The following is a 12,238-nucleotide window of genomic DNA, read 5'->3' on the forward strand; positions in this document are numbered from 1 at the left end:
TCGGGTCCGCCGAGCCGGACCCGGTCGCGGCCGAGCTCCGGCGCCCGTTCCTGATGGACCCGGCCGGGGCACGGCCGGCCGGCTTCGCGCCGCCCAACAGCCCCTCGGCGCCGGTCGCCGGTGGCCGGCCCCGACCCACGCCGCCACCGACCCCGTCGCGGCTGGCCGGCCCGCGCCCGGGAGCCGCGCTCCAGCCGGTCGACCCGGTCGTCCCCGACGACGCCCCCGGATGGCCGGCCCGCTCGGCGGTCCCGCCCCCGGAGTCGGCGTTCGGGCCGGTCAGCCGCATCGTGACGATCAGCGTGCGGACCCCGACGTCCCGGATCGACCTGGTCCTGCCCGACCGCACCACCGCGGCCGAAGTCCTGGAGACCGTTCTGGACCTGGCGCCCCGGTCGTTGCGCGAGGAGGCCCTGGCGCACGGCGGGTGGGTCCTGCGCACCGCGGCCGGGCGGCCGTTGCCCGGGTCGACCACATTGCTGGACGAGGGCGTTGCCGCCGGCGACACCCTGGTGCTGGCCGGCGCGGACACCGCGACGCCGGCGGTGGTGCACGACGACCCCGCCGATGCCGTCGCCGAGGTGGTGCGACAGGACACCAGGGCCTGGCCCGCCGGCGCCGGGCGGATCGTCGCCCTGGCCGGGTGCGCCGCGTCCGGTCTGGTGGCGGTCCTGTCCGTGCCGGCCCTGGGTGCGCCCTGGCTGCTGCCCGTACTGGTGCTCGCCGGGCTGGCCCTGGTCGCCCTGCTGGCGGCCGGTCTGCTGTCCCGCCGCCGGGGTGACGCTGCGGCGGCCGTCACCGTCGGGCTGCTCGCGGTGCCCGCCGGCGCGATCGGCGCGGCGCTCGCCACCGCCGCCACGAGCACGACCGGCCCCGCCTCCGGTGTGTCCGCGTTCGCCCTGATCGGGGCCGCCGGCCCGCCGACCTGGACGGCGGGGGTGCTGACCGCGGGCGTGGTCGCCGCGACGGCGTGGGCGGCCGTGGGCACGGGCGGGGTCGTCTTCGGCGCCGTCGTCACCGCCGCCGGGCTGGTCGGGATCGCCGGGATGCCGGCGTTGATCGTCGGGCTCGCCCCGAGCGGCGTCGCCGCCCTGGTGATCGGGCTCGCCGTCTGTCCGATGCCGGCGCTGCCCGGTCTGGCGCTGCGGCTGGCGTCGTTCGAGCCGGAGCCGCTGCCCGGGTCCGCGGCAGCGTCGGGTGCAGGGTCGGCGGCCGATCCGGCGGCTGATCCGGCGGTCCAGCCGGTGGCGCCGGCCCGGTTGCCGGGTGAGGCCGGCGACATCCGGGCGCGCACCCGACGGGCGGTCGGCCTGCTGACCGCCCTGCTCCACGGGGTGACCTGGCCGGTGCTGATCGCCGGCATCGGGCTGGCCCTGGCCGGGCCGCCGGTGACCGGTCCGGCGCTGGTCGCGACCGCGGGGGCGGCGCTGCTGCTGCGGGCCCGGCTGTTCCGCACCGTCGGGCAGCGGGTGCCGCTGCTGGTCACCGGTCTGGGCTGCCTGTTGGCGGTGGCGGCCGGGCTGGTGCTCCGCGCCGCGTCGTCGTCGACGGTCGTGCTGGTGATCGCGGCCGCCGGTGGGGCCGCCGCCCTGGCGGTGGCGCTCGCCGGCCGGCGGACGCCGCGGACCCCGGGCCTGGCCAGAGCCGCGGAGATCGGCGACCTGCTGCTCGCGATCGCGATCATCCCGCTGACCGCGGCCGTGCTCGGAGCGTTCGCGGCAGTGCACGAGTTGGGCGGCTGAGCCGTGCGCCCCGACCCGACGATCGGCCGGACGCCGGCATGACGATCGACACCCGCGACCAGGTCGCCGCGCAGCGGTTCGGCCGCCGCCGGCTCCGCTCCGCCCTGCTGACCGGCGATCCGGACGGCTCCACCGCAGCGTTCGGCCGGCTCGGGGCCGGCGCGTACGGGGGGATCCTGGTCACGATGGTGGTGCTCGCCGTCGCCGGGCTCGTCGGGGTGCTCCGGCCCGGTGACTCGACGGCCTGGCAGGAGCCGGGGGCGTTCATCGTCGACGGCGACACCGGCGGTCGCTACCTCGTCCGGGACGGCGTCCTGCACCCGGTGCTGAACTACGCCTCGGCGCGGCTGCTGCTCGGGGACGCCCTGCACGTCGTCACGGTGTCCGGTTCGTCTCTCAAGGACGCCGCGCGTGGCCCGACGCTGGGCATCCCGAGCGCCCCGGACGCGCTGCCGGACCCCGGGCACATCGTCGGGACCGACTGGTCGGTGTGCGCCGTCGGCCGGGCGGTGGGTGGCGATCGGCTGACCACCCGGATCCGGCCCGGCGCCGCGGCGTCGGGCATCGTGCCGAGTCCCGAGCAGGGTGTGCTGGTGCGTACCGAACGCGATCGCACCGTCCTGCTCTGGTCCGGGGCCGCCTATCCCGTTCCCGAACGGTGGCGGCCGGCGTTGCGGTACCAGGACGCACGGCCGCTCCCGGTGACCGAGGAGTTCGTGGCGGCGCTGCCGGCGGGTGCTCCGCTCGCTCCGCCCGCCGTTGCCGGGCTGGGCGAGGCCGGCCCCCCGCTCCCCGGGTCGACCCAGCCGACCGTCGTCGGCACGATCTACGGCGATCGCAACGCGAACGCCTACCTGATGACGCCGACCGGCCTGGCCGCGCTGACGGCGGTCCAGGCGCAGCTGCTGCTGGCCGATCCGGGCCTGGCGACCGCCTACGGTGGTGGCGATCCGAGCCCGCTCAAGGTGACCCAGGCCCAGGTCACCGAGGCGGCCCCCGCCCTGCTGACCGATCCCGCGGTCGCGGCGGGCACGGTGGCCGCCGCGCCGGCGACGGTCCCGGCACTGGTCGATCCGGCCCCGGGCGAGCAGCAGTTCTGCATCCGCTGGGCCGGCGCGGCCGCCCCCGATCTGGTGGTCGGACCGGCCGAGCCGACGCCGGCGACCGGGAGCGGACCGGTGGTGCTGGCCCCGGGACAGGGCGCCCTCGTCGCGGCCCGGCCGGACCCCGCCGGCCGCGACCCCGGTACCGGTACCGGCGCCGGCTCGAGCGCGACCCTGTTCCTGGTCACCGACCGCGGGGTCCGGTACCCGCTGGCCGGCCGGCCGGAGCTCGACTCGCTCGGCCTGTCCGGCGCCCCGGTCGCGGAGCTGCCGGTCGAGGTGCTCGACGCGTTGCCGGTGGGGGTCACCCTGGACCGGGCCGCGGCTGCGGCCCCGGCCACCTGACCGTGACCCTCCCGACCCGGCCGGCCACGCCCAGCAGCGGCCGTCGGTCCCCACCGCCCGGCCCTGGGCACCGCCCGGCTCCTCCGACCGGCCGGCTCCTCCGACCGGCCGCCCGTCAGCCCCGCCGAACCAGCAGCGCCGCCCGGCCCGCCACCACCGCCCGGCTCCTCCGACCGGCCGCCCGTCAGCCCCGCCGAACCAGCAGCGCCGCCCGACCGCAAGCACCGCCCGACCGCAAGCACCGCCCGACCTTCAGGAGCGCGACGGCCGCCAGGGGTGATGGGTGTGGGACAACCAGACCAGCTCGGGGTCCAGACCGACGATCAGCCGCTGCCCCTCGGTGCGCGGCTCGTCCAGCTCGGCGAACCAGACGGCGGTGTCGCCCGCGATGACGGTCGGGCGGCCGCCCGGCTCGGTCGCGTCCACCACCACGATCTGGCTGCCCGGGGTGTGGCCGGGCGCCGGCACCAGGCGCACGCCCGGCACCAGCTCCACCTCCCCGTCGACCGGCACGTACTGCACGCCCGGGGGATCCACCCACTCGCGGATCGTGTAATCGGACTCGTGGCGGGCGTCGTCCAGCTCGCGCCGTTGCACGTGGATGGGACGGCCGGGGAACAGGTGGTTGCCGCCGCAGTGGTCGAAGTGCAGGTGGGTGTTGACCACCAGATCGATGCCGGTGGGGTCGACCCCGCCGGCGGAGTCGGTCCAGGGCAGCGGCCGGGGATCCATGTCGGCCACCAGCGGGTGGACCTCCTTGAGCCCGGTGTCGACCAGGATCCGGCCACCGGGGTGGTCGATGAGATGGACGTAGACCGGCATGCGCTCGCCCTCGACGCCCAGGTCGGCGACCAGCACCGGGGTGACGGTGGCGGTCATCGGACACCCACCGCGAGGTCGCCCGCGCGATCCGGAGCGACGTCCGGGGCGGGGTCGAGCGTGCCGGGCAGGCCGAAGTGGCCAAAGACCGTCCGGTCGAACGTGACAATCTCGGTGACCAGCCCGTCGCGCACCCGCAGCACGTCGATCGCCAGGGGCGCGTAGGCCGTGTCGCCCGGCCCGCGGACGTAGGCCGCGACCGCCGGCTGGCCGTTGGCCCGGGTGACCAGGCAGCGCAACCGGCCGAACGACTCCGATCCGAACCCGCCGTCGACCCACCCCTGAACGACCTCGTCCCGGCCGGCCCACACGCCCGGTTCGGGCGGCATGGAGAAGCGCACCTCTCGATGCAGCAACGCGGTCAGCCCGGCGACATCGAGCCGTTCGCTGTACTGGACGTACCGGTCGACCAGCTCCCGCTCGGCCGGCGACACCGGGCCGGAGGCCGGCCAGGCGTCACGCTCGGCGGGCAGGTGGGTGCGCAGCCCGCCCCGCGCCCGCTGCAGGGCGGAGTTCACCGCGGCCGGCGTCGTCTCCAGCAGGTCGGCCGTCTCCCGGGCGGAGCAGCCCAGCACGTCCCGCAGCACCAGCACGGCCCTGGGCAGCGGCGCCAGGTGCTGGATGGCGGCGATGAAGGCCAGCTCGACCGTCTCCCGGGCCAGCGCCACGTTCTCCGGCCCCTCCCGCCGGTCCGGCAGCTGGTCCAGCAGCTCGTCGGGGTAGGGCTGCAGCCACGGGATCTCACCGTCCGCGACCGCCGGCCGGGGCCGCTTGTCGAGCGCGTCCAGGCAGGCGTTCGTGGCGATCCGGTACAGCCAAGCCCGGACGGTCGATCGGCCGGCGTAGGTCTCGCGCCGGCGCCAGGCGCGCAGGAACGACTCCTGGACCAGGTCCTGCGCCTCCTCGAACGAGCCGAGCATCCGGTAGCAGTGCACGTGCAACTCGCGGCGATGGGGCTCGACGCGGGCCCCGAAGCCCTGCTCGTCCAGCGGCCGGAGTTCGTCGGTCATGGGATTCATGACGGGTGAGACGGCTGCGCGGCCGAAAACTCATCACCGGGTCCGAAACACCGCGACCGACGCAACCGGGCCGACCGGCGACGTCCACCGGACGGTTCCATCCCGGAGGACCCGCCGAGCACCATCCCGACCGCCCGGGTCGAACGCCTCTGGGCCCGGCACGGTGGGTCGGAGAACGATCCGGACGGGTCGGGTCCGGGTGGAGAGGTCGCCGGTCATGAAGGCGTGTGCGGGTCATCGGGTTCTCGTCGGATGTCTCGCGCTGATCCTGCTGGCCGGCTGCGCATCGGCGCCCGGGACCGCGGTGCCCGCCCCGACGGGCCCGCCGGCGACCGTGTCGTCGGCGCCCCCGACGACCGGCTCGACCGCGCCCCCGCCCACGGGACGGACACCGGCATCGACACCCCCGCAGACACCGACACCGACACCCGAATCGAGCCCGGGATCGGCCGCCGCGCCCGTCCCCGGTGGTGCGACGACGCCTGGTTCCCAGGCCCCCCCGGCGACCGGCGGCGCCGCCGGGGCCCTGCTCCCCTTCTTCGCCGCCGTCAGCGACATCGACGCCCGGCTGCAGACCGCGGCCGCCGCGGTGAACGCGGGCATCGGCGAGCAGGAGGTCACCATCGACCGGTCGACCGTCGACCTGGTCGAGGCGGCCGCCCCGTGGCCCGCGGCCGACGCCGTCCCGGCCGGCCTCGACCCGGCCACCGAGCAGGCGGTCCTGCTCGTCTACAGCGACCTGGTCTCCCGGTACGGCTCGCTCAACGGCGACGACTGCCTGCAGGTGGGCACGGTGCCGCGCGAGTCGCTCGGCCCCGACTGCTTCCTCCGGGGTCACGACGCGAAGGTCCGACTGCCCGACGACATCGATGCCGCCCAGGCCGCGGCCGCGGCGTCCGGCATCACCCCGGCGGACCCGGACTCGGCGGCCGCGGCCGAGGTCCGGCTCCGTCTGATGTACATCAATAAGGCCAATCTCGGGTGCGGGACGACCGGCGGGTTCCGCGCGACCGCACCCCTACCGGTCGTCTGGGCGAGCGAGCCGTCCAGCGATCCCGCGCTGCCGCCCACCGACGGGACCGTCGGCGGCATCCGGTTCCGGGCCGAGTACGACCCGTCCGCCGGCTGGATCGTGGACCTGCTGGCCTGCTGATCGGCCGGCGGTCCCGGTCGACACGGCTCCCGGCCCGGGAGGAGAGCCCGGGAGGGCCGCCGGGGCGCGTCACCGGCCGGTCCCGGGCCACCGAAGCCGGCGGGCGGCGGCCGGGCGGGCGGCGGCGACCGATGAGTCAGCGGTCCGGCTCCGGTCAGCCCCGGCATGACCGCGACCTACACCTTCGACATCTTCAGCAGCCTGGACGGCACGGCCTCGTACGGGCCGCCCGGCGACTGGGGCGGGTACTGGGGCAAGCAGGGCTCGGAGTTCCTCGCCCACCGGAAAGCCGCCTACGCCGGCGAGCAGCGGATGCTGTTCGGCGCGACCACCTTCCGGCAGTTCATGGCGATGCTGCCGCAGCTGGACCCGGGTGCGCGCGATGCCTGGTTCGACCGGATGCTCGCCTGCCCGGCCACCGTCGTCTCGTCGACCGGGCCGGCGACCGCCGGCTGGCCGGACGCGACCGTGGTCTCCGGGGACGCGGTGGAGATCGTGCGCCGGATGAAGGAGGAGTCGGACGTGCCCATCCGCTCGCACGGCAGCCTGCGGCTCAACCGGGCCCTGATGAGCGCCGGTCTGGTCGACCGGATCCAGCTCACCGTCTTCCCGGTCATCGCCGGCCGGACGGGCGACGAACCGATCTTCGCCGGCGGCGACGACTTCGACCTCGACCTGCTGGAGACCCGCACCCTGGACGGACGCACCCAGGAGCTGAACTACCGGCCCACGCTGCGGACCTGGCCCGCGGGCTGATCCGGTTCGACGGGCGGCCGGATGGCGGCCCGAGCCGGGCCGGCGAGCCGTCCGGGACCCCCGGGGCGCTCCCGCATCCCGGCCGAGGCCGCCGCGGCGAGCTCACCCGCCCGGGGCGGCGGTGATCGGCCGCGCGGCCGCGCCGGCAGGATAGCGTTCCGCCCATGGCTTCCGACGGCAGTGCGCCGCGCGAGACGGGCGCCGCGGGGTCGCCCGACACCCCGGCGACCACCCCCGCGCCCCCGACTCCGCCCGCCCCGGCCGCACCGCCGGCGACCACGCCGACACCACGTTCGAGCGCGGTACCGGACCCCGGCACCGCCGCAGCATCGGCGGCGACGCCGACCTCGGCCGGGGCACCCGAACCCGAACCAGCACCGGCACCGGCACCGGCACCGGCACCGGCGACCAAGCCCGCGGCGTCGACCAAGCCCGCACCCGGCCCCAAGCCCGGCGCCGCGACCGCGACGGCGACGGCGACGGCAACGGCAACGGCAACGGCAACGGCAACGGCGACCAAGGTCGCCCCCGCCCCGGCCGGCCCACCGGCCGAACCGCGCCCCACCCCGACCTGGTTGCGCCTGCTCAAGCGGCTGCCGTTCACCACCGCGTACGTCGTGATCACGCTGACGTTGGCGATCGTCCTGGGCACGCTGTGGACCTCGATCGAGGACAAGTCGTTCTACGACGACGTCGCGTTCGGCCTGCCAGCCTTCCAGGACGGGCGCTGGCTGACCCTGGTCTGGGGCATGTTCTTCGCCCTCGACCCGTTCTTCTACGTCTACGTCGCCGGCGCGTTCGCGATCATCACCGGCTTCTCGGAATGGCGCCTGGGCACCGCCCGGACCGTCGTGCTGTGCGTGCTGTACCAGTGGGGGGCGGTTCTGATGACCGCCCTGTTCTTCCTGATCTTCCGGGGTTCGGGCTGGGAGTGGGTGCAGCAGCGGGCGACCGAGACCGACGTCGGGTTCTCGGCCGGCATGCTCGCCGTGGCCAGCGTCGCCAGCGCGACCGTGCGCCCGCCGTGGCGGCTGCGGATGCGGCTGGCCATCCTGGGCTACGTCCTGTTCTCGGTGCTGTTCGTCGGGCAGATGGCCGACGCCGAACACTTCGTCGCCGTCGCGCTGAGCATGCCGTTCTCCACCCGCCTGGCCGGCCCGCACGCGATGCGGGCCCGCGCGCTGCCCACCCGGCACGAGCTGCGCCTGCTGGCCGCGATCGGCGTGCTCGTCATCACCGTGCTGACCCTGCTGGCCAACTTCCTGCCCGACCGGCTCACCCCGTTCGGCCCGACCGACGACACCCCCGAGACCTGGTGGGTGCTCATCATCGAGGTGGCGCTGTTCCTGCTGGTCGCCAACGGTCTGCGGCGCGGGTACCGCTGGGCCTGGTGGGTCACCGTCGTCCTGTGCAGCCTGATCGTGGTGTTCGCCGCGCTGGTCGCGCTGATCGCCCTGCTGCTCACCCTGGACCCCGACGCCGTCGACCTGGACATCGACAACGGGCTGCCGCAGTTCTTCGCCCAGTCGCTGCTCTACCTGGTCTACCTAATCCTGCTCATCGGCGGCCGGGGCGCGTTCCGGGTGCCGCGGCGCAGCAAGCGGCGGCTGGCCTCCGGCACCTCGCACGCCGACACCGCCAAGGACCTGCTGCGCCGTTGGGGCGGCGACACGATCTCCTGGATGACCACGTGGCCGGAGAACCGGCACATGATCACCGCCGACGGGCAGGGTTACATCGCGTTCCGCAAGCACGCCGGCGTCGCGGTGGCGCTCGGCGACCCGGTGGGTCCGCCCGGGTCCACGGCGGCGATCCTCGACGACTTCGTCGCCATGTGCGACAAGGCCGCCCTGGTCCCCTACATCTTCAGCTGCGGTCGGGACACGGTGGCGGCCACCACCGCGCTGGGCTGGTCCAGCGCCCAGGTGGCCGAGGACAACCTGATCGACCTGCCGACCCTGGAGTTCAAGGGCAAGAAGTGGCAGGACGTGCGCACCGCCCTGAACAAGGCACCCAAGGAGGGCGTCACGTTCCGGATGGTGACGCTGGCCGACGAGCCGTGGTCGATGGTGCGCCAGGTCGAGGAGCTCTCGCAGCAGTGGCTGGGCGACAAGGAGCTGCCCGAGATGGGTTTCACCCTGGGCGGCGTGACCGAGGCGCTGGACCGGGAGGTCAAGGTCGGCCTGGCCGTCGGCGCGGACGGCAAGCTGCACGGCGTGACGTCGTGGATGCCGGTCTACGGGCCCGAGGGTCACGTCCGGGGCTGGACGCTGGATCTGATGCGGCGGGCCGACGGCTCGTTCCGGGCGACCATGGAGTTCCTCATCGCGTCCTCGTGCCAGTGGTTCAAGGCCGACGGCGCCGACTTCATCTCGCTGTCCGGGGCCCCGCTGGCCCGGTCGGCGGGCGACGCCGCCGGCGAGACGGCCGTGGAAAAGTTCCTGGACACCCTCGGCGAGCAGTTGGAGCCGGTGTACGGGTTCCGCTCGCTGCACGCGTTCAAGGGCAAGTTCCAGCCCCGCTTCGAGCCGATGTACATGACGTTCCGCGACGAGGGCGACCTGCCCCGGATCGGCATCGCGATCACCCGGGCCTACCTGCCGACCGCGGGGCTGCGGGACATGATCTCCGTCGTCAAGCAGTGATCCACCCCGGTTCGCTGATCATTCCCGGGCCGAAACGGCGCTCCGGCGCCCGCCGGCCCGGCTTTGATCAGCGAGGGCCGGGGACGGCACGGGGACGCTGAGCGCGGCCGGCGGCCGCTCCGGGTGCGGTTGCAGATCGACCCGGCGGGTGCCGCAGGCCGGGCAGATCACGTACCGCAGCCGGCCGATGGAGGTCCGGTGGGCGGACTCCGTCGTCCACGCGTGCTCGTGGACCCGCGTCCGGCCCGGGTCGGGGGTGGTCATCACGTCGTCGTTCACGGTCATGTCATCACGATGCTGTAATGGTCTTATGCATCTCAACCCTTACGGCGAGTACGCGGTGCTGCGCGCGGCCTCGCTGGCCAACGACTGGCCGGCCGACCGGGCGGGGATCGTCGCCCGGACCCGGGAACGGGGCATGACCATGGACTTCCGGGTCGAGCCGGACGACCACCGGCGAACCCGGCGGGTCCTGGACGGGTGGCTGGCCGTGGTCGACGCCGCCGACCCGCCCCGGCGGGCCGAGCTGCTGAACGCGCAGATGGCCGCGGTCGCCGCCTACCCGCGGCTGACCGACCACGACGGCGAGGGCTGGCACCTGCACTACCGCGACGACGGCCGGCCGCTGCCCGACGTGCTGGCCGCGGTCATCAGCGTCGGCACCGCCCTGCACCTGACCACCCGGGGCATGCACCGGCTCGGCCGCTGCGCGGCCGGCCAGGACGCCGGCGCTCCCTGCACCGCCGTGGTCGTCGACGTCACCCGCAACGGGCGGCAGCGCTACTGCTCGGTGCGCTGCGCCAACCGGGCGGCGGTGCGGCGGCACCGGTCGCGCGCGGCCCTGGTCGACGCGCGCGGCTGACGCGACCAGCCGGTCGGTGGCCGATCAGTGGCCGGTCAGGGGCCGGTCAGGGGCCGGTCAGTGGCCGGTCAGGGCTCCCGGCGGCGCAACGACGCCAGGGACAGCCGCGCCCGCCACCGGCGCCAGAACCCCAGGCCGCCCAGCAGTTCGGCGTTGCGGTCGTCGACCTCGCGCCAGTACCGCCGCGCCCGGTCGTCGTCGATCGGGGTCGGCGAGAACTGCGCCGCGTCGGCCGCCGGGGCCAGCCAGTCCAGTTGCAGGACACCGGCGCCGGCGAGGTCCCGGGCGACCTCGGACCGGGTGTGCCAGGCCACCGGCCGGTAGCCGGCGTCGGTGGCCGTGTCCACCAGTTCCTGCCAGCCGCCCGTGATCCGGTCGGCCGGCCGGGGGGCCGCCAGCCGCCGACGGCGGCGCCGGGCCTTCACCGCCAGGATCGCGACGATCGGCGCGGCCAGCAGCGCGAGCACGAGCAGGGTCCACCCGGCCATCGCCAGCAGCAGGGCCGGCATGAACGTCTCGCCCGCGGACGGGGTCGAGGGCGACGAGTCCTGCGGTCGCTGGTCGGCCGATTCGTTGTCGACCACGTCCGGCGGCACCTGGGGCAGGGCCGGCGGCACCTCAACGGACACCTCGCGCCGCTCGGTCTGGGCGCGGTCCTGCTGGTCGGTGACCGGCTTGTCCACGGGCGGGGTCGGGTCGAAGGGCACCCAGCCGAACCCCTCGAACGGCACCTCCACCCACGCGGTCAGGTCCTGACCACGCAGTTCCGTCGCGCCGCCGGCCCCGGTCCCGGCCGCACCCGACCCCGTGCCCGTCCCCGTCCCCGTCCCCGTCCCCGGCGCGAACCCGACCACCACCCGGGCGGGGATCCCGATCGAGCGGACCATCACGGCCATCAGCGCCGCGTACTGCTCCTGGTCGCCGATCATCGGCCCGGCCCCGACCATCGCGGCGAGCCGATCCAGCCCGTGCCCGGCCGGCGAGGTCGGCTCACCGGCGGTGCCGTGGCTGATGAAGCCGTCCGCGACCAGGCCGGCCCGGATGGCCTCGACCTGCTCCGCGGGCGTCGTGGCGCCGGCCACGTATCGCTCGGTGGCGGCCCGCAGCACGTCGGGCACCGCCGGGCCGGGCGGCTGGGCGACGGCCACCGGCCGGGCCGCGGCCAGCGCGGCGGCCGACGGCATCGCCGCCACCCCGGCCACCACCCGGTACCCGTCGCCGGCCTGCCAGCCGCCCGGCACCAGACCGGTCGTCGCCGCGGCCGAGTAACGCAGGTCGGCGGCCAGGTCGCCGGCCCGGTCACCGGTGAAGTCGAGCCCGACGATCGGGCCGGGCAGCGGCAGGAACGGGCCTCGGTAACCGGCCACCTGCACCGTGACCGGCACCGGGGCGGTCGACGGCGGGGCCGGCCGCTGCGGCCCGATGCGGACGAACGGGCCCTCGGACTCGCTCATCCGGAACTGCCGGCCGTCGTAGTCGTCGAGGGCGGCTAACCGCAGCCGGGCACCGGCCGGCAACCCCTGCACGAGAAGTTGGACCTCGTCGGCCCGGCCCTTGGTCCAGGTGCGGAACAGCGACAGCGGGCTGTCGACGACGGCCGGATCGATCGGGGCCTGGACGACCGCGCGCAACGCCGCCCGATCGCCGCCGCCGGCCGGTCCGCTGAGCCCGACCACCGCGGTCACGCCGGCCGCGACGGCCAGGATCGTGCCGGCGATCAGCGCCCGGCGCAGG

Annotated in this window: 10 protein-coding genes; 6 read left to right on the forward strand and 4 right to left on the reverse strand. The window is 75.6% G+C overall.

Going from position 1 to position 12,238, the window contains the following annotated elements:
- Both eccD and eccB read left to right on the forward strand, forming a co-directional pair.
- Nucleotides 1-1,742: type VII secretion integral membrane protein EccD (gene eccD / locus ACOJUF_RS15530; protein WP_420122734.1), on the forward strand; the 1,742-nt coding region annotated here is incomplete at its 5' end.
- Nucleotides 1,743-1,780: 38 nt separating this feature from the next.
- Nucleotides 1,781-3,190: a type VII secretion protein EccB gene (gene eccB / locus ACOJUF_RS15535; protein WP_420122735.1), complete on the forward strand. Its 1,410-nt coding sequence runs from the start codon at nucleotides 1,781-1,783 to the stop codon at nucleotides 3,188-3,190.
- Between the two features lie 252 nt (nucleotides 3,191-3,442).
- On the opposite strand, the gene ACOJUF_RS15540 is transcribed toward eccB, so the two are convergent.
- Both ACOJUF_RS15540 and ACOJUF_RS15545 read right to left on the reverse strand, forming a co-directional pair.
- Complete coding sequence (locus ACOJUF_RS15540; RefSeq protein WP_420122736.1) at nucleotides 3,443-4,069, reverse strand: MBL fold metallo-hydrolase; 627 nt, start codon at nucleotides 4,067-4,069, stop codon at nucleotides 3,443-3,445.
- Complete coding sequence (locus tag ACOJUF_RS15545) at nucleotides 4,066-5,079, reverse strand: RNA polymerase subunit sigma-70 (protein WP_420122737.1); 1,014 nt, start codon at nucleotides 5,077-5,079, stop codon at nucleotides 4,066-4,068. Before ACOJUF_RS15545 ends, ACOJUF_RS15540 begins: the two co-directional genes overlap by 4 nt.
- 226 nt (nucleotides 5,080-5,305) lie before the next feature.
- Between ACOJUF_RS15545 and ACOJUF_RS15550 the strand changes: the two genes are divergently transcribed.
- The 3 genes from ACOJUF_RS15550 (at nucleotide 5,306) to ACOJUF_RS15560 (ending at nucleotide 9,642) form a co-directional block, all read left to right on the forward strand.
- Nucleotides 5,306-6,241, forward strand: a complete 936-nt coding sequence (locus ACOJUF_RS15550; RefSeq protein WP_420122738.1) for a hypothetical protein — start codon at nucleotides 5,306-5,308, stop codon at nucleotides 6,239-6,241.
- A 165-nt stretch (nucleotides 6,242-6,406) separates the two neighbouring features.
- Entirely contained in the window at nucleotides 6,407-6,997 is a 591-nt protein-coding gene (locus tag ACOJUF_RS15555) for a dihydrofolate reductase family protein (protein WP_420122739.1), read from the forward strand.
- Nucleotides 6,998-7,572: 575 nt separating this feature from the next.
- Nucleotides 7,573-9,642, forward strand: coding sequence for a bifunctional lysylphosphatidylglycerol flippase/synthetase MprF (locus tag ACOJUF_RS15560; protein WP_420122740.1), 2,070 nt, complete (start codon nucleotides 7,573-7,575; stop codon nucleotides 9,640-9,642).
- An 18-nt stretch (nucleotides 9,643-9,660) separates the two neighbouring features.
- On the opposite strand, the gene ACOJUF_RS15565 is transcribed toward ACOJUF_RS15560, so the two are convergent.
- On the reverse strand, nucleotides 9,661-9,927 hold the full coding sequence (locus tag ACOJUF_RS15565; protein WP_420122741.1) for a hypothetical protein: 267 nt from the start codon (nucleotides 9,925-9,927) through the stop codon (nucleotides 9,661-9,663).
- 25 nt (nucleotides 9,928-9,952) lie between these two features.
- On the opposite strand from ACOJUF_RS15565, the gene ACOJUF_RS15570 reads away from it, so the two are divergent.
- Nucleotides 9,953-10,504, forward strand: a complete 552-nt coding sequence (locus tag ACOJUF_RS15570) for a CGNR zinc finger domain-containing protein (protein WP_420122742.1) — start codon at nucleotides 9,953-9,955, stop codon at nucleotides 10,502-10,504.
- Nucleotides 10,505-10,572: 68 nt separating this feature from the next.
- Here the strand turns inward: ACOJUF_RS15570 and ACOJUF_RS15575 are convergent.
- A partial coding sequence (locus ACOJUF_RS15575) for a transglutaminase domain-containing protein (protein ID WP_420122743.1) occupies nucleotides 10,573-12,238 on the reverse strand: 1,666 nt, incomplete at its 5' end.

Source organism: Nakamurella sp., from assembly GCF_048594475.1.
Taxonomy (GTDB): domain Bacteria; phylum Actinomycetota; class Actinomycetes; order Mycobacteriales; family Nakamurellaceae; genus Nakamurella.